The following is a 22,122-nucleotide window of genomic DNA, read 5'->3' on the forward strand; positions in this document are numbered from 1 at the left end:
GGAATAGGGTGATACCATGAATAAAAACAGAATAAAGATACTCGCAATCTCAGGGAGTTTGCGTAAAAATTCTTCCAATACAAATGTTCTGTATGCTATTTCTAATCTAAGACCTGAAAATATTGATTTTCAATTTTATGAAGGATTGGGACTTCTTCCTCATTTTAACCCTGAAATAGATACTGATAGTCCTCCTGACCCTATTAAGGACTTACGTAACCAACTGAAATTAGCTGATGGTGTAATAATATGTACACCAGAATACGCTAGGGGAGTTCCAGGGTCCCTAAAAAATGCTCTTGATTGGATTGTATCCTCGGGAGAATTTGTGAATAAACCAGTAGCTGTTATTAGTGCTTCTTCACGTAGTTCAGGTGGAGATAAAGCTCACGAGTCCATTTTACTTACATTAGAGATGATTGAAGCGAAAATCCCAAAAGAAAGCACTTTACGAATTGGTGCTGTAGGAACCAAAATCAATAATAAAATCGAAATCTTAGATTCTACAACGAGTGAACAGTTAAAATCGGTATTGAATTCTCTCATTTCATCTATCAAGTTTAACTAGCTAGAGTATTCCTCCTTGTGTCTATAAATATGAGAAGCCTTTGTCTATATCCACAAAGGCTTCTTTTTTATTAGGTGTAATTTATTAGAAGGGAATTTAGTTATGGAAAAATATCTTCTCGCACTAATAACCATTGTTTTATTATTAGTTGCTATCGGCAGTTTTGTAATACCAAATATCATCAACTATGCTTCCTATTTCACCAACTAAATTTAAGGTGTAGATATTAATTTAGTTTAGGTGAAAACACAATGTATCTAAACAAATGTGTCAGAACATCTAACACTCCGATTGCATGTGATCCTATTTTAATCAATATTGTATTTATATTAAAGAAAAGAGAGGTTTTTTAATTGGTTACTACTGTGGAAATTAAACAATTAAAATCTATTGATCATTATATAGACAGTCTTTCAGAATTATTAATTGAAACTGTAAACGATGGGGCATCTATAGGATTTTTGCCACCTTTAAAGCATGTAGAAGCAGAGCAATATTGGAATAACACATTAAAATCAGAAGTAGTTCTATTTATAGCTACAATCAATAATGAAATAGTTGGAAGTGTTCAACTTTATCTAGATACAAAACAAAATGGTGCACATAGAGCTGAAATTGGTAAATTAATGACTCATCCTAAATTCAGAAGAAAAGGCATCGGACGTTTATTAATGGAGGCAGCTGAAAATAGAGCAGAAAAAGAGAATAGATCATTGCTTGTACTCGATACAAGAGAGGGAGGTCCATCTAATCATCTATACAGTTCTTTAGGATTCATCGAAGCTGGACGTATCCCCTACTATGCTGAATCAGCAAATGGTGATCTACATACAACTGTTTTCTATTACAAGTTTTCTAATTTAAGTAAAAATATTTAATACTGTTTGCTGTAGCTGTTTATAGTCAAAGTAGGATAGCCTTTAATACTAATTAAAGGCCTTTTTATGTTTACAGGCACCTAGAATTGGTTTTATGTTAACTAGAAAGGAATAGTTAAACATAAACTCTAACACCGGTGTATATAGGGATGTTAAGTATAGGCGTATCTTTTTATAAGGGCCAAATATATGTTGAAGGTTATAAAAAGTGGCAGCTTAGTATGAGAAGTTGCCACTTTTATTTTACATGATCAGTAACATTATTTGTGATACAAGAATCTAAAAGAGAATCCTTAATTTCTGCTTTCATATTCCATGATTTTAATATTTCTGTTTCAAATCTTTGTATATCTTTAAAGCTTGTTCATATGTATTGTTGTTCGAAGCAATTTGATAATTTTTTGTACTATCATCTGTATGAAAAATTCCCTTATCATCTATCATTAAAGTTCCCGAAATTTTATCATGATAGACAAATATTATTGATATTGCCTTATCATAATTCAATTGTTGGTTGGTTTGTCCTATGTATTGAAGTTGATTATAAGAATTAACAAGTGATTGAACGCTTTCTTGCTCAACTTTATTATATCCTTCATATAAACTTTGCCCTAAACCAATATCAACGTAATCTGCTTTGATTCCCTTTACAGAGTTATTACTGCATCCATTTATAATAAGGACTATTATTACAATGCTAAGAATAAATAATGATCTTTTCATAATTTTAATCCCTTCAAATTATTAGTATTATTAATTTTTAAGCTTTAATAAATACGTCACTATCTTTTTTACTTAGACCTATATATTTAAAATACCTCCTAAAATTTTTTTGTATTATTAATGGTAACATTTATTTTTTAATTTAAATTACTAAAGTGTAAAACTAATTCAAACTTCCCAGAGCGCACATTATGGTAAATAAGAATGTATATATTACTCACTTAAAAACAAAGATTTCATTTTAATTTTTTCTATTTTATGAAATAATTGTATGTTTCATTTAAAATATGACAATCAAATTTATAGGGAGAAGAAAAAATGAAATCAGTAAAAAATATTGTATTTTTTGTGCTGTTGTTATTTATTATTTCAGCTTGTTCTAATTCAAAAGATATAAAGCTTTCAAAAGCAGACGCTATAATAACTAATAACAAAGACCTTGTAGGAGAAACTGTTAGAACCATAGGAGAAGGTAAGAGTCAAACAACTGTGGACACGGTGTTATACTATACGTTTGTAGTAAAGAACAATTCTAATAAATCTATATCTAATGAAGACTTGAACCAGATAAAACTAAAAATAAAACCTAATCAAGAATTACTATCGGTTGTAGAAGATACAGTAGGATCTAACCTTTATAATGTTAACAAGAGTAAAATAGGAGGGGGCCAAGGAATAGAGGAGATTCCAGCTCATGGTACTGGAAAGTTTACTATTTATTATAACTTAAGTACAGATAAACAGGGGAATAAACTACCTTCTATACCTACTAAAGAGGAGTTAAAAAGAATAAAGGAAAATGCTTTAAAATCTACACTTATTGTCTCAGAAAATGGAGAAGAGATTGCTCACTTCAATTTAAATAAAAATTAGTATGTAATTTAGAGATACATAGAGTAATTAAAGAGAAGACCATTTAAATGGTCTTCTCTTTAATTACTACAGATAAGCTTTATTATCTTAATCAAGGATGCATAGAGTATATTACTTGAACCTAATTAACTTTAGATTTTTCATTCATAGATTCGATCCTCTAGAAAAGATTAAAAATATTATTGTTTTATTAGAGCAGATATACTTATTACAACTTTGTTTATTTCCGACAATCTCAATTATGGTAATTATAAAAATAATACCTTGTATTAAAAGGTATTATTTTTTATAATCAACTAAGAGGTGGAAAATTTGGAAATTAGTAGAGAGATCTTAAAGGGTCATATTGATACGTTGATTTTGTCGTTACTTTATCAAAGGGATATGTACGGTTATGAATTGGCTAAGATTGTTCGAGAAAAAAGTGATGAACAATTTGAACTGAAAGAAGGAACTCTTTATTTGTCTTTAAAGAGATTAGAAAAGAATAATTGGATTTCTTCTTACTGGGGTAGTGAGCAAGGTCCTGGCGGAAGAAGAAAGTATTATAAGCTTACCTCCTTAGGTAAGCAAGGCTTTGAAGATAAGCGTTTAGAATGGCAATTTATAAAGAAAATGATGGATTCATTTTTATGGGGAGGAACTAAGTGAAGAGAATAGAAGCATTTGTGGATTCTATGTATTTAAATGTAGACGGAGATAAACAAGAAATCGAAGAATTAAAAGCAGAAATGAAAAATCATTTGTTTGAATCCGTTCAGGAGTTAAAAGAAGGAGGAAAAACAGAACAACAAGCTATTACAATTGCGATTCAACGGTTTGGTGAAGAAAAAGAAATGCGCGCTGTTATTGGACAATTGTTTGAGATACAAAAAATATTTGCAAAGCGTGTGCTTTACATAGCAATAGTCTGTTTAATATTAACAATATCAATGGGTAGTTTTCTTTGGAAAATTGACGATTCAACTGCTCAAGGATTATCTGAAACAAGTACATTAATATCTAAGGAATTAGAAAACAAAGACGTTATGACCTTCAGTATGAAAAGGAAAATTGAAACTTTAGTAGAGGATACGAATTATATATCTGAAGTCACTATCTATAATTCAAAAGATATAAGAAGTGTTAGCCAAAATTCTGGTGATTATCATTGGAAATCACAGAATCCAGATTTTCAATATCAGAGAACGATTTGGGCTCCAAAATGGCTAGGTGTGGATTCTTCCACGTCTGGAAATGGAAATGAACAATGGTTTGTACTAATAGAGAGTAGAAGTTTTGATCAATTACAGGTAATTGTAATATTTATGGGTGGAGCTATTTACTGGACGCTGTTCACTATTTGGGCAATTATTAATGCACACCATCAAAAACGGTTACGAATTGGATGGATTTTTATATTTATAGGGCTTAATGTTTTAGGTTATTTACTTTATTATTTTACAGGAATACGGAGCGTTTCTTCTAAAGAGCATGAGGATTTATATTAAGATTCTGTATCCTCTACCTTAAAGCTAATATATACACTTATAAACTAATATGGTAAAATTACTCATATTTTGTCGTTAGGAACTTAAATTTTGTTGGAGGTTACAAATGAGTTACGGCGTTTCAGTATTTTTTATATTAGTGCTTATGTGTATTATTGCAAGTCAGTCTTACTTACCAAAATGGTTAAAGTGGTTAGTTGGTGTCTACTATTCTTTAGGAATATTACTTTTTAGTTATCTTCAAACTCGTTTAGCCGATAAATGGTATGTACATACTCCTGTTCTAGACGAGTATTGGGATGCAAATTCAAGATTAACAGATCTATTTGCTGCTGTGTTCTTTATACCTGTCTGCATATTTTTTTTCATACTATATTATAACTGGTTCAAAAAACTAAAAAAGCCCCTACACCGTGTGTATTTGGGAATTAGTGTGGTTCCTGTTTTACTTATAGGTTTTGTATGTTTCTTTATGTTTGAATTCTTGTATGGGTATAGACCTTAAAATCATATTGCATTTTACTACTCCAAAACTAAGCGTACAAAAAATAAACCTTTGCTAATATAAGCAAAGGTTTTTCAAATTTATTGGAATAGGGGGAATACGTTATTAGTCTGTCTAGATTTGTAGACTCATATACATATACCTTTAAAAATAAATGTTGTCATTCACTATATTCGTAGAAAATAACCTTGACTCCGTTTTATATTTCGTTAAGTAAACACTAAATTACTTCATTTATTATTAATGTTTTATCATTTACTCTAAGTGACGACAAATAGATAGTTTTTCTACAATAGATGTAAATAGAAAAGTACTTATAACGAAAATATTTTACTATTTACTCAAAAGAATTAAAAAGTTTTTAAAGTTAACATAGATGTTGTTGCATAAGTAAAATATTTACGAAGAGATAAGGTATGAAACAATAAATACATAAAAGAAGGGATCAGCCTATTGAATCAATATCTAACATATAATTACAAAAGGTATTTCTCTAATAAAATAATTAAGAATGTATTAAAAAATTTAGTTATTAGAATTCACCTGAAATTATACTTGAATACTTAAAAGTGTTTTTTATTTAATATGTACCTTATGAAATTCCCCAAAAATATACCGAAAAAGAAAAAGATGATACCTAAAAATACCGGTCCTAATAGTATTGTAAAAATAGTCAAAGACCTAGAATAAATAATACCAACTGTTCCTAAATAAGCTCCCAACACAAACGGAAGATAGTAAAATGGAGGATTTTCACCCTTTGCTTCTCTAACTGCATCCCACATAGCAAATACATATACGCAAGGATAAAACAATAGCCATTGATAATTAGTTACTTCAATGGCTTCGTTAACTTTTCCATTAAAGCTTAACATAATGGAGGTATTTAAATTCGAATTATAATTTATGACAAATTCTAGGGAAACAAATATTATACCTTTGAATATTTTTCTGTTTAATAGCTGTCCAAACCCCGGTATGGCAATGCTCCAGAGTAACTTTTGTAACTTATCTTCATTCATCAATACCACTTATCCAATCAACATTATTTTTTCTGTATCATACTTTTAAAGTAGACAATTTAAAAGTAATAAAAAAGCAAATGTCTTTTCTAACTTAAATTGTAATAAATTTATTATTTACAATTTGCTATTTGTTTATTTATGGTTTGTGGTTTAAACGATATATGTTTTAAAGTTTTTATCTCCCGACTTTTATTTATAAGCTATTTCATTATAAATATTAAAACGGAAACATTTCAGAAACATTAAAGTTTTATAATTTAAATAAATAGGTAAAACAAGAGAAAAGCTATCCCAGTGGATAGCGAGAGAAATAAAAAATGATATGCAAAAGGTTCGTAAGTTAATATATATAAAACTATATTAAGAAGGAGCATTTTAAGATTAGGTATAGCAACAGTTACAAATCGACCATCCACCCCTACAGATTACGGTTTTTCAAATGGATGAAGCAACCTTAGGCATTTTAAAGAAAGTACATAAGAAAGCTTATAGTTGAAAACATTACTCATATGGAACTTCACTTGGCCACAGAGCAAATCTCAGTATGAATCTTCCCGAAAAAACAGGAATTCTTCTTATTCTTATCTAACCTTATTTAGTGACAAGCTTGTAGAAGCTATGATATGTTAGCATCTCTACATATGATCTAAAAATAAGAGGATGAGGTGTTTGAATATGAATAAAACTGAACTAGTAGATGCAGTTGCAACACAAGCAGAACTATCAAAGCAAGATGCTAAAAAAGCTGTGGAAGCGTTGTTTGAAACGATTTCTAACACACTTGCGAAAGAAGAAAAAATTCAGTTGATTGGATTTGGAACATTTGAAGTACGTGAACGTGCAGCTCGTACAGGTCGTAACCCTCAAACAGGTGAGGAAATGACAATTCCGGCTTCAAAGGTTCCTGCTTTTAAACCGGGAAAAGAATTAAAAGCAGCTGTTAAATAAATTTACCTTAATAAGCAAGTCCCCGTCCCCTCTAGAGCTAGACTTCTAAAGGGGACTATTTTTCATGGTGAAAAACTTCTGAATACCTACACCTACATATTATCTAATCAAGGTTTCTATTTTCATGAGTCGTCGTCTTAGAGTTAGAGGTAGGTTCTTTGCCAAGTCTAGGCTTCCAATTTCCTAACTTATTTTTTAAGTACTCCTTTAAAAAATCACGTTTCTTTTTTCGTCTTTTATCTCTGTTTTTCATAAAAGCTCACCACCTTTAGGTTACTGTTACTTAATAGTTGCAATTTATCCTTATTATAAATATGGTGAAAAACCCACTCTTTATGCTGAATTATAAGTAGGACATCTTACTACTAGAAAGTACACTTTTTTCGGACAGATAACTCATTAATGTCTGCAATTTTTGTATTTTATTGTGATTTTTTGATATGTTTTGTAGAAACCGTTTTCATTTTAACTTATATTGCTCATAATATCTTTTGTTGGCTCTATCTTTTTATTATGGACCTACTAAATTTCCTAGAGACTGAAAAATTTCGATGAGGTGAGAAGAAACTATGTCAATGATAGTTCATCCAGTAGGTCAAAAAGAAGACTTACTAAAGTGTATTGTGAAAAAAAGAAAAGAATTAATTGATCTAGGTAGTAATTATGGATTTTTAGATAAAAGAACAATTAAGTGTAGTCAAGATTTAGACAAGCTTATAAATTTACATATGAAATCTTATTCTGGTTCAACTAACATGTTTTTAGATAACGGAGGAGATCTACCTAGAATGAGACACTCTTATGGTAATTATAAAGGTAGTGATTTCAAATATGAGGTAAAAGCCGTTGAGTTTGCAAGAAGTAATATTCGTATCTGTTCTGCCCAATGGATTGCTAATTCAAATCTAGCAACATTTGGAGTATGTACTGCTTTAGTTTTAGTTGGTAACGGAACTAAGGCAGGTTTTGATGCCCTTCAAAATTTCCGACGGTTAACAACTCATTCGTGAAAATCTGTCTTTTCTAACGCTTTAAACTAAGTTTACTTTGTATATGTAAAAAGAGAAAAGCCACTGGGCCTAATCAGTGGTTTTTCTTATGTATTTAAGTTATATGTCTAAGATCAAAAGATCTTAATTTTTAAGATTTTCACATCTTGAATGAATGCTCTTTCCTTTGTAGATATATCTAATTTAGCTAATTTTACAATTTTATCTGTATCCTTAACAGATTTTATCAGGGCAAAGCCATTAACTATTTTATTATTTTTTAATACTGATTAGTCCAACTTAAACATTTGTAGGTTTTCCGGCTTGTTTTTTAACATTATAGTTACCTCTTTTTTAGTAATTCTTATGGCATTAATTATACGTAGTCTAGTGTATATTTCTATATGTATTATGAAGGATTATTTGTAATATATATATTAAATACTTTTTATTACAAAAAAACAAAGACCCTATATCAAAACATGGTTAGAATCTCTGCTTTTTTTATATAAATGCTGAAAAAAGACTACCTCTTCTAGTCAAAGAGGCAGCCTTTTTCTAACAGTGATTGAAATGTTGTGTTGACGCTTTGTTGTATCTTGATTAATTTGCCCTAGGTAGTAAAAAATATGTATATACATAAAAAATTGAGTGTATTTTAAATTTTGTTTAAATTTATGTTTTGAAATATACAAGAAAGGGAAAAGTAACTTGATTTTATTCCAGATGAATTTTGAATAAAAAAAATGATTAATATGTTGAGTAAACTATGATAGTGAATCTGGAGGGAAGGTATGTCAATTAATAAAGAAGTTTTATATCGTGGTAAAAGATTTAAGATTATTCATATTTATAGTTCTGGTTATTGTGAGCTTAGAAAAATTAACGACCCTTTCAAAGTAGAGCTAGCTTTATTAAATGATATCCTACTAACATGATAATGGTTGCTGCATATTTTTATTTTCCTAACCAAACTGACTCAATTTGATTTTTGTTATTAAATAAACATATTAATCATTTTTTGATAAACACAGAAACCAAATTCTTAATATATAAAGGATTTGGTTTCTTATAATGCCCACTATGCTAACTAAAGTTTTATAGCATATACAGCCTGAAAACAGAAAAACCTACTGCTTATACAGTAGATTTTACTCCAATATCATCCAATGCATTGAAAGCCTTAGAACTTCTTGAGTAGTTTTTTAAACTATCATTAATTATTCGTTTTATAATCATAAAAAAAAGAAACAGATCAAAAAAACTGTTTCTTGTAAAATTCCAATCCAGATTAATACATTACCCTTTCGATTAAGAAATAAAACATAATTATTTTATATAAAAAAAACATAAAATGCAGAAAAGAGTTTGTTAGAGAGTCTGTAATAAGAATAAATCTATTTCCAGCATGACAAACCAAGAGCGAAGGACGTTTGACCAATTTTTACTGGAGAGATATTTGAATATCAGAGTCTAGTGCTTGAGCAAGGTTCGATTTAATTCTTATATTTTCAAATGAAAGACCAAGTTGAATAGCTGTTTGGGCAACTTCTGGTCTAATACCAGATAAGGTAGACTTCACTCCAAGTAGACCAAGGGCATCAATTAATTGAAATATTTGATGCGCAACCATTGTGTCAACAATAACAACCCCTGATAGGTCAATGTAAAGGTGAGCAATACGTTTATCACCACATTGCTGTAACGTACTCTCTAAGATTATTTTTGCTCTTGTAGTATCAATATCTCCAACCAGTGGCAAAAGCGCGATATCTTTTTTTATGGTGATGACCGGTGAACTTAATTCATGAATCATTTCTTGTTGTGCTTTTAATTGAAGGGAGGAGGTTTCCTGAGCTGCTGTTATAAATTTTAATATGGTAATGTCAAAAATTCGAATGACATTTTCATTCCATGCGTTTATCAGTTTAGGATCAATAAATCCTTCATATGTACTTACGAACTCTTCTATACAATCACAGTATTGCTTACGAATACGCATAAACTCTTTAATAACATAGGAAATAGGGGTTCTTATATGTTCATTAGCTTTTGCAATCTTATTAATCCACACTTCAAATGTATCAAAAAAGGTTTTTTCGTCTTCTACGAATACATTACAGATATATAGACGAAATTCATAATCTTGTTCTTTTAAGGTTTGAATAACTTCAGGATCAGTAGAAGCATAAACTCCTACAGCCTTTTTTTATCTAATGAATCGTACCATTCTTCCGTTAGGCGTTTAGCGTTATCCAGTAAAAAGGTACGTAACTGTTCATTGTGATTCAATTTTGTTCTCCTTTCACTTCATTTATTTACTCTAATACTAATCGATTAAGCGATTAGTATACTTACAAAATGATAAATTAGGAAGGATAGTAGAGTCAAATATTCTATATATGTAATTAGCTGAACAAGCTGTCTGTGTTGTTCCAAAATGGCACCCGATTGTGGAGAATTTTTATAAATAAAAGAATTCTTTATATGACCCATTTTTCCTAGTACGCTATCCAACATGGTAATTATTGTAGGTTTTTGGTTTCATTTTCCTTAGAGTATATTGTGGGAAAAATTTTTTTGTAGTATCCTATCATCGATTTGGATGCCATCGAAGTAATGAACCTAGTTTATTGTTTGCAAAGAAAATTCCTCTAGTTGTTTCTAAGACAACATTTTATTCCAAATCAAAAATAAGGGAGGGATAAGATGTCCAGGTTTTATAGACGTATCGTTTTATCTGTACTTTTTTTGTTTTTGGTTACAGGAATGATTTCACCGGCACAAGCGCAGTCTGATTCAAATGGCGGGGGTTATTGGCTCCCAAACAACAAGGAGAAGATTGAAAAGGCAACTAAACTTATGAAGCAAGGCAAGTCAGTTGAAGAGATTGGGATCAAGCAAGATCAGATCCAGAAAAAAGAAGGCATCCAGACATTAGATAAATTGATGGAGGAAGACCAGCAAAGTGACACAACATACAGAGCGAACATAGCGCCTCCGATTAAGACAGCAGCCGGATGGACACCCCCTGATTTCGACTATGACCATATCCTTACTACGGAAGAATGCCAGAGAAGTCCAGACAGCAGTTCAGAAACAGGGTATATTAAGAACCGGTATTCCTTCTGTTGGTCCCACGTCGCCACATATCAAGTCCCAACAAAATGCATTGGTGGGTTCTGTTTTTACGAAGGCGTTCAATTTCAATTCACTGAAATAGGTTATGGCTCCAACCAAAGCCGAAAAATGAGGGTCTATTATACACTTGATGATATCCTCGTTACTCATCCATCCTTGAATGGAGCCAAGTTGAAAATTGATATGGTATGTGAATCCAAGGTGAACGCAGGTGACTGTAAAGAGGATCCTGACTTTCCACCGACGGAACGAACAATCGCCCAATGGAAAAACACAAACTTCAGCACAGAAATTTTCACATCAGAAGCACCTCCACCAACTGACGCAAACCCTGATCAGTTAGGGTACATGGAATTTTGGCCAAAACTTACCCTTACACATGCGCCAAGGAAATTCAAAAAGAGCATTGATGGTATTAAACAGACCGTTCGTTACGATTCTGCAAAATATATGTTTGCTTTCCCTGATCAATATTTCTGGCAAGGAGCCGTATTCAGTAAAGCCACACCAATCTTCAATGTTCCGGTCACAAAGCCAGAATTTTCGATGTTAGCCGAAGCTGGACAACATTGGAAGTTTGCGATGGATCATCCAGATCAGACGAAGCCTCAAATGGTTGGAAAGAAAATACCGGGAGCTGTGGGAGACAGCACACTGACACGGATGTATACGAAACGTCATCAGGATGGATATAATCGCAATAGGAACAAGACAAGAAGGACTTGTGACAGGGAATTCGGAGATGAGGATCGGACCGGCAAACAGTGTGACGAATATCCGTTTGCTTCCACCTGGGAAGGTTCGGCGACCAATGGATCGGATAATTTTTCAGTAAGAATGATTTCAAGCGAATCGAACGGTGCTGCAGGGACATGGCTTGGTGCCTGGTACGCCTATGACAGGATTCTAGATGGGGATACTTTCAATGTGCAGGTTGAAGCCCCTGAGAAAATAGCGACGATCCGATCGGAAGGCCAGCCTCAGGACGGACAGGATAACCGATCAAGTGATAACTTCACGATCGGGAACATTCCTTCTTATGCGACCAAGTTACAATGGAAAATCGTCGATGGTCCTACTAATGCGAAATTCGATGTCATGAAAGACATCAGCTTCGGCATTGACGAAACGATCTTTAATGACCTTACAGACGGATCTGAGACAGAAATCAAAACGAGCGAAGATTTCTACGTCGCTAGACCGGAAAACACCGATGGAGAAAGCTTCACTGTCGAGGTTTATGCCATCCCATAATAATAACTTAGAGGCTGTTCTCTAAGTATGTAACACTTAAAGGCAGCCTCTTTTAAACCATTAGAGAATCAGATCCAAACCTACTGTTTCAACAGCTACCTATGGTCGATTAAAGTAAAGAGGATTAACTATTTAGTTGTAATATAGTGGTTGGTCACTATAAAACAAGATTTTAAGTTGAAAACAACAGGTAAATGATAAATAATTATTTATGTGGGAAGGTGTTCAATTATGAAGAAGTCTACAGCAGTTCTACCAGAAGAGTGGATGAGGTTAGTTAAAGACGCAATGAATTTAAATGTGAGCAAAGAAGAATTTAAACAGTTTCTAGAAGAAAAATCTCAAAATAACACTACAGCAAAAAACATTAGATAGCTTCTATATCTAATGTTTTTTTTGCTGTCACTAAATTTATTTACTACCTAAGAATGCTTTTTTAACAGGCATTTTTGTGCGTTTGAATAGTAAAAGGCTATCATATGAACAATGTATAAAAAGCTGTATATTGAAGAATATCTATCCTCTCAAGAGTCTTTGTCCTCTAAGGAATCTATGGTTAAATTTAAACCAAGAAGTGCTTGTTCTAGGTTTGCTTTTATAGTTATTTTGCTAAAATCAATTCCAAGTTGGATCATTGTTTGAGCAACTTCAGGTCGGATACCAATTAGTATCGTTTTTACCCCAAGAAGACCTAACGCCTCTACAATTTTAAAAATTTGATGGGCAACCATGGTATCTACAATCATCACGCCAGAGAGGTCGAATAGCAAGTGTGATAGCTGTAGTATATTTGCTTTCTCTAATGTTTCTTCTAATAAAAGCGTGGCTCTTTCCGGATCTACCTCTCCAACAAGAGGGAGTACAGCAATGCCTTTTGTAATTGGAACTACAGGTACTGATAATTCAAGGAAAGCACTCTTTGCTTTTTTTAATGTTTCATGATGAATATTCACATAAGTTAAACTAAAAGCAAAAACAGCTTTATCTAATAAGGGATCAATAATTGAGCTTAATTCAAATACTGTATCTATTGACATATTATTCTTTTTTATTTCTTCTTTAAGTATTTCCCATATGAATGTTCGATAATAGGTTGTATCTTCTAAGGCCTCATTAAGAGAAACCCCTAAATTTGATGCAAATTCTCCTGATTGCTTTCCCCATTTCACTATCTGATCTAACAGTGTTTTTTGATCGAGCTTTTCCATGATAGCCCGTCCAAAATAGCTGATGAAGTTTGCTCTCAACTCAATAATCTCTTCATCTGTAAGATTAACGTCTTTTACTTCTTTAAGGTCAGCCCTTCTATGTACGTGTACCATTTTTGCAATTTCATATTTTTTTTCTAAAATTTTCTCTCCTAGAAAGTGTAGATTATCCATTGTAGTCTGTCCTCCAGGCTTAACTTCTGTAAAAAAGTTGTTTTAACTATTTTATCATTTTAAAAAAGAGTACGTAATTAAGTATGCAAGATAATTGGATGATTTCAAAGGTAACAAAAGTCATTAATTCCGGTAACATTGATTATGTTAACTAACTTTGTATACCATATACGGCCTAAAAAGAGAAAAAACTACCTTTAACTAAGGTAGTTTTCTCTACACACATTTGTTGTTAGGACGATGTTTTGTAACATCATGAGTAGTCTGCTCATGATGTTATTTATTATTCATTTTTATAATTATTAAATAAAAAGAAACAGACTTGTTAGGAAGTCTGCAACTGCAACAAGAAATTATACAACAGGTATTGTATATGATCCAACGAACTTTAGCAGTCTGCCCTATTGAGGAGATTCTATACTTTATTAACCTTATGTTAACTAAACATGTACAGCGTAAAAACAGAAAAACTACTGACCATGCTCCAGTAGTTTTTTCTGTGAGTAGTGAGTAATTAGAAGTTGTTTTTGAAATCATATATTGACCTCTGGATTAGTTTGCTCAAGGTGCTATTTATTATACGATTGTAATTTTTAACATTTAAAATAATGGATACATAATTAGTTTTTTAAGATAATTAGATTGTTCCCAAGGTAGTAAAAGTCATTTTAATTAACTCTTTAATTTTGAGAATTCGCTTTATGTTAACTAGCTCTATAAACTACAAATAAAGCTAGCTGTGTTAAGCTAGCTTTATATTTTCATGGCGTTTTTCTATAAGTTTTTCAAGCTTTTCAATTGCTTGTTTATCTTTAAGCAATTCTTCTTTATTCTCTTTTACTAGATCTTCAAATGATTTTGTATGCTTACGCATGTTAGCACTTCTTTCTTTTGTATTGGATCGCTTTAACTATACCTTATCTAGGCAATTTTAGGTAATAAAACAACTTCACTATTTACAATGGTTCCCGTACAAAATAAGTATATCCTATTTATTTTCTCCAATTTTGAATTTCGATAAGATTCCCTTCAGGGTCTTTTGCAAAAACAATAGTTATAATAGCAATATCTCGGTACTTTTTCAACTATCTCCTCCACTCTTGGTACAAAAACCAGAACTTCATGAGTGATAATACTAAAAGACGAAAAGAAATGATTTAATAGTAAGAAAATCTGACAAAGTGCTCAATTGAAAAAGCCCGAATAAGGGACACTTTTTATGTAGTGACCCTTATTCGGGTTATAGTTCAGCTAATCCAGGTATTTTTTTATTAAAATTGAATGATTTTATCGTATGGATATTCAATTTTTATCGAGGTTTGGTCTTTGGTTATTCAAATTCACACGCGATTTTTCATTGTCTACGAGATGCTTAATTTCTTTAAAGCTTACAAAACGTTTATTTTGTTGATCTAAAAGTCGAAAACGAAGAGACTTCAAGCTTGTGCTTAGTGTAATGGTTGTTGCTTTCTGTAATGGTGGCGTAGACTCATGCGCCTTTTCTAAATTATAGTTTGGAACTCTTGGAGCCAAATGATGTACATGATGGAAACCAATATTACCTGTTACCCATTGTAAAACTTTAGGAAGCTTGTAATAGGAGCTACCATCAACCGCAGCCTTCACGTAATCCCACTCCTTTTCGTTTTCAAAGTAGGAATCCTCAAATTGATGCTGTACGTAAAATAGCCAAATTCCAAGTGATCCTGCTACAAAGAGGATGGGAGCTTGAACGAGCAGAAAAGCTTGCCAACCAATGCCCCAACATAAAAGTGCATACACTGCAACAATTGAGAAATTGGTTAAATATGTGTTCAAACGTTCCTTTCGTTTCGCGTCTTTTCGGTTCAAACGGTTAGAAACGAAGAAAAGATAGATGGGACCTAATCCAAACATAACAATTGGATTGCGGTAAACTCGGTAAGCCAACCGGCCCCAGTAGGAAGCTGCCACATATTCATCAACTGTCATGACCCACACATCACCAGTTCCTCGTTTATCTAAGTTGCTGCTCGTGGCATGATGAATCGAGTGGCTTCGTTTCCACTGTTCATACGGAAACATGGTTATAACCCCACTGATTGTACCAAGGATATTATTTGCTTTTCGGCTTTTGAAAAATGATTGATGACAACAATCATGGAAAATAATGAAGATTCGGACGACGAACCCGGCTGTAACAATAGCTAATGGCAGTGTTAGCCAATAAGAAACGGACAAACTTTTATAAGCTAGAAACCAAAGTAGTAAAAACGGTAGGAATGTGTTTATTAATTGCTTTATACTCGATTTCGTATTGGATTTTTCAAAAGGTGCTACATTTTTTCTTAATTCAGTCGTTTTTTGTTTGCTCATGGGTTCCTCCTTACATCTTTACCATATTTAATATACAGCTCTTCTTTACATTTATAGTAGAACATAGTAGCTGGTAACAAAAGATATAAACGTCAAGTAACTAGTATGACAACTGTCATACATGTGTGAATGTATTTTCTTAATAAAAGGAAAAAAGTGTGTTGGACAAAATCAGTTTGATTAAAGCATTAGGATTATTGTAGTCCTAGCTATGTAATGGTGCTCATAAACCTGTATCTTACCAACAGGTTTTGAGTCACTATTTTTTAAATATATTGCGAACAAAAAACTACCTCCTCTAAATGATGACTAGGGCCGGTAGTTTTTCAGAGCTATGAATGTTCAACTTTTGTTCATTTTGGTATAAAAACTCTTTAACAATTTCATCATATCACGCCCCGATGTTCTAGACAGTTTATCATTATCTTCATGCGTACTCACATACCAGCTGCCCTTGTCATCTTCATTTAATCTATATACCTTACCGTTTCTACTATCTGTATAAAAGTCTCCATCCTTCAGTCTCAAACGATCCCCCCTCTACCACGTATATACCCTGTATTGTACCCAAGATATCCATTTTATAAAAAATTTCATCTACACAAAAACAGCAGGGCTCTTAACAAGCTTACTATTTTGTATGTAAGCTACATATGTGGAAAGTCAATTGAATTTATTTACTCCTAGTAGATCTTAAATTAATCTTTTTACAATAGGATTTCACGCTTGAAAGGGTCATTTTTCCTGTATTTGCTATATTCGGTTTTATATGTTACGATTAAGTTAATTATTTTTGTTCGGTGTAAGATTAAGAGAAGAGAAATCTCTTCCATAGAAATTTTCATCTTAAGATAGTATGGTTGGACAAGGGTAGTAATACAAGGGTGGAGTATTCCACACTAGGAGGCAATATTATGGAACAAGGTACAGTGAAATGGTTTAATGCAGACAAAGGGTTCGGTTTTATCGAAATCGAAGGAGGAGACGATGTATTCGTACATTTTAGCTCTATTCAAGGTGACGGCTTTAAATCATTAGATGAAGGTCAAAAAGTAACGTTTGATATCGAACAAGGTCAACGTGGAGCACAAGCTGCTAACGTTCATAAAGTAGCATAATTAAAATGAGTAAAAAAAGACTCCACCTGGGAGTCTTTTTTTACTTTTGATTCCGTTAGCTAGCAAAAAACGTATTATATCTACTTTTAAAATCTAGATATAATAGAAAAACCAGAGTTTTAAGTCTGGTTTCTAGATAAAACGAACGGTACAAGGTATGGACTAGTTATACCACATATTAGAAATATAAAGCAAATATCGCGTGTTTTTTTGGTAAGAAGTTTAATTTCAGTTAAAGAAGTGCCAGAAATTTTTTAGGGATTTATCCAAAAGGCAGCCATACATTATTTTTGATGGGGATTAGGTGACGCATCTAAAAGTCGGTTTTCAACTCTCATTTTATGGCCACATAAAGGACACTTTTGTCGATTTTCATAAGAGAAGTTTTTTCTCATCCAACCATTACACTCTTCTGACTTACATTCCCAAATCATTGTTTGTTCTTTTGGTAAGGGCTCTTGATCTTTCTTCCGATGGTTATAATACATACTTACATCATCCCTCCTCCTAAGTAGTATACCTTTTAAAAAAGAAATAGTAGGAACCATATCTTTCTAAATCACATTACTCTTAATGGGTACTATAAGAATTTATAAATACACATAAGCGCGGATAAAATAAGGCATGAATTCGTCTTGTACAGATATGTTAGAACAAGATATTCGTGGATAGTAACACTGATTTACCATACACAGGAATGAATAAGCAGAATCTCTGGTTAAAGAGTACCTTTCTCATTTCTGAATTAAGTAAGAGAAGGAGCACGAAACAGTTGAAAAATTTTTCTGATTTCCATTTAAGTAAGGACATTGAAAAGGCCATTCATAACTTGGGGTTTGAAGAGGCTACACCGATTCAGGCTGAAGCTATTCCGATAGCTATGACGGGTAAAGATCTAATTGGTCAAGCTCAAACAGGTACTGGCAAGACAACAGCTTTTGGTATCCCCCTTATAGAACGAGTTGAGCTTTCTGAAGAAGCAATTCAGGGGATTGTGCTAGCGCCGACGCGTGAACTGGCGATTCAAGTAGCTGAAGAGTTAAATCGAATTGGACAGGTAAAAGGAGTTAAAACATTACCTATTTATGGGGGGCAGGACATTAATCGTCAAATCAAGGCCCTTAAGAAAAGGCCTCATATTATCTCAGCAACTCCTGGACGTCTTATGGACCATATGAAAAGAAGAACCATTCGTTTAAATCATATTCGTACGGCTGTTCTGGATGAGGCAGATGAAATGTTAAACATGGGTTTTATTGAAGATATCCAAACGATTCTTGGTGGCATCTCTTCTCCCCATCAAACTTTACTATTTTCGGCAACCATGTCCAAGCAAGTACAAAGTTTAGCACAGAAATTTATGAACACTCCTGAACTCGTGCAGGTAAAAGCGAAGCAGTTAACAGTAAAGAATATTGAGCAACAGTATGTAGAAATTCCAGAAAATCGAAAGTTTGATGTTCTTTGCAATCTGGTAGATCTTCAATCACCAGACCTGGCTATTGTATTTGGACGTACGAAAAAACGTGTGGATGAACTTGCCGAAGGGCTAAAAAAACGTGGATATGCAGCAGAAGGCATTCACGGAGACCTTACCCAATCAAAACGGGCCGATGTCATTCGTCAATTCAAAGAGCATACCATTGAGATTATGGTCGCAACCGACGTTGCAGCAAGAGGACTTGATATTACAGGTGTCAGCCATGTCTACAATTTTGATATTCCTCAGGATCCTGAAAGCTATGTTCATCGTATTGGTCGAACAGGACGGGCAGGTACTAAGGGATTGGCCGTTACATTTATAACTCCGAGAGAACGTCATCACTTAAAAGTGATTGAAGATGTCACGAAAACAAAAATGTCTAGACAATCACCACCCACTTCTAGTGAAGTAATGGCTGGACATCAGGAAGCAGTCATTCACCGCGTTTTGACCGCCATCGAAAAGGGGGAGTTTGGGGAATATAAACCTATGGCGGAAAAGTTATTAGAAGAGATGGATTCTGTTACCCTATTGTCAGCTACTTTAAAGCTCTTAACAAAAGAATCGAATATGGCTCCTGTCCAATTGACTGAAGTGGCACCACTTCGTAATAAAAAGGTAAGACCAGAACGTAAGAGAGGTAGAGGTAGAAAAGAGACAGTGGGCCGTAAAAAAAATTATAGAAAATAATCTTTTGTTGTTTGAAAACGGTATGCTTTACTAGCAGGTATCGAGATTTATTACGCTGTAAGGTGTCAAAAACCAAAAACCACTAACCTTTAATCCTTATGATTGTGAAGGACTAAAAAATACCGTACAAAAGAACTTGGCAAAAATAAAGAATCTTAGGAGATTTTAATTATCTCTAAGACAATTGAAAGTAAAAACTATATTATTTCTGGTATTAGAGGGATGAGGATATGAGTCAAAGTATATTTACTAATGGAGAAGTAGTAGCTATAAGAGAATCTAATGAATTAGTAACAGTTTTAAAAAGTCATTATGTGAAAAACATGAAAAGATACTCTTATACAGTCGATAAATATCCTGGTACTTTTTTCTTTGAAGAAGAATTAATGAAACATGAATAACAATTACTATTGAATGAGTTCTGGTAAAAAGGACTTTTAAAATAAAAACAGACTCTAAAGGTAGAGTCTGTTTTTAGAATGGTTTCTTATGCTTTACGTACGTTTGTCGCTTGTGGGCCACGTTGCCCTTGTTCGATATCAAAAGTCACTTCTTGACCTTCATCTAAGGATTTAAAACCTTCACCTTGAATAGCTGAGAAATGAACAAACACATCTTCTCCACCTTCGCGCTCGATAAATCCGAAACCTTTGTCAGCATTAAACCATTTTACTTTACCGTGTTCCATTTTTGTTGCCTCCTAGAATATAGAAAATAAACCAGATTATAATTAAACCTAGCTTATTTATTATATTATCCCAATAAAGACATCTTAAACTTAAATTAATTTGATCTTTCTAACGTTCTTTATCGTTACCCACTTCACTAAAAGATCATTAGGATATGATTATATACATCATAATGAGGTTATCATGCAAAAACTTCAAAATATTTATAAGTGACCTTCTAAACATGGAAATGATGGAAGATCGAAAATTAACCGTTGCCCACACAATGAATTATGCATTGTATTCATCAATATGAACCTAAATTAGATGAGAGAGCACAATGGGACCGATCTGTCCAAAAGAAAGGGAAGTTTACTCAAAAAAAAATTTGAATAGTGACGTAAAAATAGATTCTATTAGATAGGAACCTATATACCTTTTTCATATAAATGCAACCTACGCGCTAGAATCCGTAAACTTGTTTACAAATAAAAAATGACGCCGTTTAGGCGCCATTTTTCATTGAATGGGGAGGACACACCCTATGCACGGGCGGTACTATTAACACATCGTCTTGATTTGATAATACCTAGTGTTCAAATTTAATAAACCTTTGCTGATGACGATTTATGCAGAATATCTGCATGGAGGTAAGTCTACACATAATCTGGATTTTTGCGTGTAAATAAATAACAAAAAAACAAAGTTAAATTGTCTTTCTGTACACCTCACCTATGGTTTATGTCATTTAAAAGAGATTATTTTTTCTCATATTCTAAAGGCAAGGGGGAGAAATCATTTTTTGTAACTAATTGTTTAAAAACTAAATTCCTATGCTCTCTCTCTTCTAATAAATCCCTAATCTCTTTACATAAATGAATTCCCATATTCAATAATTCGATTTCTTGTGACATCCGATTTGCTCCCTCTTGAATAAGTTTATAAAAAATTTTACGTAAAATGAAAAAAGTCTTTGAAATGGGACAATAATTATCTTTGTGAAAGGATTTGATTGAAGAAGCAGAGTATATATGCAGAAATAAAGGCAAATGGGTGTTTAATTTATAAACTTATATTACTTTATAAAAACCAAACCAAGGCACCTTTTCTATCCATTGTAGATACACGAGGTTATTTAACAGCTTGCTTTAATTCCTTCCCTGCTTTAAAGGAAGCAATTTTTGAAGCAGGAATCTCCATTGTTTCACCTGTTTGAGGGTTTCGACCTGTTCGTGCTGCACGTTCTCGTACTTCAAATGTGCCAAAGCCAATTAGTTGGATTTTTTCTTCCTTGGCAAGTTCGGCAGCAATTGTTTCAAATACTACATTCACAGCTTTTGTAGCGTCTTTCTGTGTTAGACCTGCTTTTGTTGCAACGGCACTTATTAGTTCTATTTTATTCATAGTCAAACACCTCATTTCATTTGTTTAAGCAAGTATATTAGAAGAATAACCTAGCTTTTATGCACTTGCTCTCTTATAAGATTAGATAAAAGTAGGTAAATACCCTTTAATTAATATACAATATATAACAAGTTCTTTAATACAGTTAATTCTCTATAGCTATAATAAACGCATGTCCCACAGAAACTTAAAATAAAAAGAACTCAATCAGTTGGGGAGTTTATTGGAGCTTCTTCTCTTAGAGCCACAGGTAATCAATATTAAAACAACAAGGACCTTTACTTAGGGGTCTTCTTTTACTGATAATTCACATTACGTAAAATCATTTATAATAAATTGTACTTAATAAAAAAGAATCCTTTGCTGATAGGCAAAGGATTTTCAAATTTATCGGAATAGGGGGGAATACGTTATTAGTTTGGACAGTTTTATAGATTAATATACAGGAGAGATTAAAGAATTATATTTTTTATTTTAAAATCCATTTTGCCAATAACCCATTTTTGCTAAATGGAGAGACTTTCTCTTTCAAGAAATACACAGATGTAATCAAGTAAATATTAAACATTTCATTATTTACACTTAACCCAGGCAAAAATGAACTTTTACTTCTTATCCTATACGAATC

The 22,122-nt window shown here is 32.7% G+C and carries 25 protein-coding genes and 1 pseudogene; 14 read left to right on the forward strand and 12 right to left on the reverse strand.

Annotated features, from left to right (window positions below):
- The first annotated feature begins 16 nt into the window (after window positions 1-16).
- Both BG04_RS20205 and BG04_RS20210 read left to right on the forward strand, forming a co-directional pair.
- Complete coding sequence (locus BG04_RS20205) at window positions 17-568, forward strand: NADPH-dependent FMN reductase (RefSeq protein ID WP_034652987.1); 552 nt, start codon at window positions 17-19, stop codon at window positions 566-568.
- A gap of 353 nt (window positions 569-921) precedes the next feature.
- Window positions 922-1,446 (forward strand): GNAT family N-acetyltransferase, encoded by a 525-nt coding sequence (locus BG04_RS20210; protein WP_034652985.1) that lies wholly within the window; start codon window positions 922-924, stop codon window positions 1,444-1,446.
- 321 nt (window positions 1,447-1,767) lie between these two features.
- On the opposite strand, the gene BG04_RS20215 is transcribed toward BG04_RS20210, so the two are convergent.
- Window positions 1,768-2,169, reverse strand: coding sequence for a hypothetical protein (locus BG04_RS20215; protein ID WP_034652983.1), 402 nt, complete (start codon window positions 2,167-2,169; stop codon window positions 1,768-1,770).
- Window positions 2,170-2,487: 318 nt separating this feature from the next.
- Between BG04_RS20215 and BG04_RS20220 the strand changes: the two genes are divergently transcribed.
- The 4 genes from BG04_RS20220 (at window position 2,488) to BG04_RS20235 (ending at window position 5,037) form a co-directional block, all read left to right on the forward strand.
- Window positions 2,488-3,042: a hypothetical protein gene (locus tag BG04_RS20220; RefSeq protein ID WP_034652981.1), complete on the forward strand. Its 555-nt coding sequence runs from the start codon at window positions 2,488-2,490 to the stop codon at window positions 3,040-3,042.
- Window positions 3,043-3,354: 312 nt separating this feature from the next.
- Window positions 3,355-3,693 carry a PadR family transcriptional regulator gene (locus BG04_RS20225; protein WP_013060031.1) on the forward strand — a complete coding sequence of 113 codons (339 nt, stop codon included), beginning with the start codon at window positions 3,355-3,357 and terminating at the stop codon, window positions 3,691-3,693.
- Window positions 3,690-4,532, forward strand: coding sequence for a permease prefix domain 1-containing protein (locus tag BG04_RS29905; RefSeq protein ID WP_034652979.1), 843 nt, complete (start codon window positions 3,690-3,692; stop codon window positions 4,530-4,532). Before BG04_RS20225 ends, BG04_RS29905 begins: the two co-directional genes overlap by 4 nt.
- A 106-nt stretch (window positions 4,533-4,638) precedes the next feature.
- The gene (locus tag BG04_RS20235) at window positions 4,639-5,037 is read left to right on the forward strand and encodes a hypothetical protein (protein ID WP_034652978.1); all 399 of its coding nucleotides are present in this window, start codon (window positions 4,639-4,641) and stop codon (window positions 5,035-5,037) included.
- Window positions 5,038-5,600: 563 nt separating this feature from the next.
- On the opposite strand, the gene BG04_RS20240 is transcribed toward BG04_RS20235, so the two are convergent.
- Entirely contained in the window at window positions 5,601-6,059 is a 459-nt protein-coding gene (locus BG04_RS20240; RefSeq protein WP_034652975.1) for a hypothetical protein, read from the reverse strand.
- Window positions 6,060-6,737: 678 nt separating this feature from the next.
- On the opposite strand from BG04_RS20240, the gene BG04_RS20245 reads away from it, so the two are divergent.
- The gene (locus tag BG04_RS20245; protein WP_034652973.1) at window positions 6,738-7,010 is read left to right on the forward strand and encodes an HU family DNA-binding protein; all 273 of its coding nucleotides are present in this window, start codon (window positions 6,738-6,740) and stop codon (window positions 7,008-7,010) included.
- 103 nt (window positions 7,011-7,113) lie between these two features.
- Here the strand turns inward: BG04_RS20245 and BG04_RS31065 are convergent, their stop codons facing one another.
- A complete protein-coding gene (locus BG04_RS31065; protein WP_168797091.1) occupies window positions 7,114-7,263 on the reverse strand; it encodes a hypothetical protein in 150 nt (49 codons plus the stop codon).
- Window positions 7,264-7,579: 316 nt separating this feature from the next.
- On the opposite strand from BG04_RS31065, the gene BG04_RS20250 reads away from it, so the two are divergent.
- The gene (locus BG04_RS20250) at window positions 7,580-8,020 is read left to right on the forward strand and encodes an aspartyl-phosphate phosphatase Spo0E family protein (protein WP_034652971.1); all 441 of its coding nucleotides are present in this window, start codon (window positions 7,580-7,582) and stop codon (window positions 8,018-8,020) included.
- Window positions 8,021-8,793: 773 nt separating this feature from the next.
- Window positions 8,794-8,937, forward strand: coding sequence for a hypothetical protein (locus tag BG04_RS31070; RefSeq protein WP_168797090.1), 144 nt, complete (start codon window positions 8,794-8,796; stop codon window positions 8,935-8,937).
- A gap of 506 nt (window positions 8,938-9,443) precedes the next feature.
- Here BG04_RS31070 and BG04_RS20255 read toward each other — a convergent pair.
- Window positions 9,444-10,291, reverse strand: a pseudogene (locus BG04_RS20255) (STAS domain-containing protein).
- 417 nt (window positions 10,292-10,708) lie between these two features.
- On the opposite strand from BG04_RS20255, the gene BG04_RS29105 reads away from it, so the two are divergent.
- Both BG04_RS29105 and BG04_RS29910 read left to right on the forward strand, forming a co-directional pair.
- The gene (locus BG04_RS29105; protein ID WP_051975617.1) at window positions 10,709-12,394 is read left to right on the forward strand and encodes a NucA/NucB deoxyribonuclease domain-containing protein; all 1,686 of its coding nucleotides are present in this window, start codon (window positions 10,709-10,711) and stop codon (window positions 12,392-12,394) included.
- Window positions 12,395-12,625: 231 nt separating this feature from the next.
- Window positions 12,626-12,769 (forward strand): anti-repressor SinI family protein, encoded by a 144-nt coding sequence (locus BG04_RS29910; RefSeq protein ID WP_080743179.1) that lies wholly within the window; start codon window positions 12,626-12,628, stop codon window positions 12,767-12,769.
- 149 nt (window positions 12,770-12,918) lie between these two features.
- Here BG04_RS29910 and BG04_RS20265 read toward each other — a convergent pair whose 3' ends face one another.
- From BG04_RS20265 to BG04_RS31430, 4 genes are all read right to left on the reverse strand, one after another.
- A complete protein-coding gene (locus BG04_RS20265; protein ID WP_034652969.1) occupies window positions 12,919-13,776 on the reverse strand; it encodes an STAS domain-containing protein in 858 nt (285 codons plus the stop codon).
- A 742-nt stretch (window positions 13,777-14,518) separates the two neighbouring features.
- Complete coding sequence (locus tag BG04_RS29915) at window positions 14,519-14,650, reverse strand: FbpB family small basic protein (protein WP_074684494.1); 132 nt, start codon at window positions 14,648-14,650, stop codon at window positions 14,519-14,521.
- A gap of 428 nt (window positions 14,651-15,078) precedes the next feature.
- Window positions 15,079-16,131, reverse strand: coding sequence for a Delta(5) desaturase DesA (gene desA / locus BG04_RS20270; RefSeq protein ID WP_034652967.1), 1,053 nt, complete (start codon window positions 16,129-16,131; stop codon window positions 15,079-15,081).
- Window positions 16,132-16,473: 342 nt separating this feature from the next.
- Window positions 16,474-16,659: a hypothetical protein gene (locus BG04_RS31430; RefSeq protein ID WP_034652964.1), complete on the reverse strand. Its 186-nt coding sequence runs from the start codon at window positions 16,657-16,659 to the stop codon at window positions 16,474-16,476.
- A 386-nt stretch (window positions 16,660-17,045) separates the two neighbouring features.
- Between BG04_RS31430 and BG04_RS20280 the strand changes: the two genes are divergently transcribed.
- Window positions 17,046-17,249: a cold-shock protein gene (locus tag BG04_RS20280; RefSeq protein WP_034652962.1), complete on the forward strand. Its 204-nt coding sequence runs from the start codon at window positions 17,046-17,048 to the stop codon at window positions 17,247-17,249.
- 284 nt (window positions 17,250-17,533) lie between these two features.
- On the opposite strand, the gene BG04_RS20285 is transcribed toward BG04_RS20280, so the two are convergent.
- Entirely contained in the window at window positions 17,534-17,737 is a 204-nt protein-coding gene (locus BG04_RS20285) for a cold-inducible protein YdjO-related protein (RefSeq protein WP_034652960.1), read from the reverse strand.
- Between the two features lie 284 nt (window positions 17,738-18,021).
- On the opposite strand from BG04_RS20285, the gene cshA reads away from it, so the two are divergent.
- Together cshA and BG04_RS31075 are read left to right on the forward strand one after the other, a co-directional pair.
- Window positions 18,022-19,422, forward strand: coding sequence for a degradosome RNA helicase CshA (gene cshA / locus BG04_RS20290; protein ID WP_034652958.1), 1,401 nt, complete (start codon window positions 18,022-18,024; stop codon window positions 19,420-19,422).
- 230 nt (window positions 19,423-19,652) lie between these two features.
- Complete coding sequence (locus BG04_RS31075; protein ID WP_162837703.1) at window positions 19,653-19,823, forward strand: hypothetical protein; 171 nt, start codon at window positions 19,653-19,655, stop codon at window positions 19,821-19,823.
- Between the two features lie 86 nt (window positions 19,824-19,909).
- Here the strand turns inward: BG04_RS31075 and BG04_RS20295 are convergent, their stop codons facing one another.
- The 3 genes from BG04_RS20295 to BG04_RS20300 form a co-directional block, all read right to left on the reverse strand.
- Window positions 19,910-20,110, reverse strand: coding sequence for a cold-shock protein (locus BG04_RS20295; RefSeq protein WP_013083582.1), 201 nt, complete (start codon window positions 20,108-20,110; stop codon window positions 19,910-19,912).
- A gap of 738 nt (window positions 20,111-20,848) precedes the next feature.
- Complete coding sequence (locus tag BG04_RS30610; protein WP_155276309.1) at window positions 20,849-21,004, reverse strand: hypothetical protein; 156 nt, start codon at window positions 21,002-21,004, stop codon at window positions 20,849-20,851.
- A 217-nt stretch (window positions 21,005-21,221) separates the two neighbouring features.
- Window positions 21,222-21,494, reverse strand: a complete 273-nt coding sequence (locus BG04_RS20300; RefSeq protein ID WP_034652956.1) for an HU family DNA-binding protein — start codon at window positions 21,492-21,494, stop codon at window positions 21,222-21,224.
- Between the last annotated feature and the right edge of the window lie 628 nt (window positions 21,495-22,122).

It is taken from the genome of Priestia megaterium NBRC 15308 = ATCC 14581 (genome assembly GCF_000832985.1).
GTDB classification, from domain to species: domain Bacteria; phylum Bacillota; class Bacilli; order Bacillales; family Bacillaceae_H; genus Priestia; species Priestia megaterium.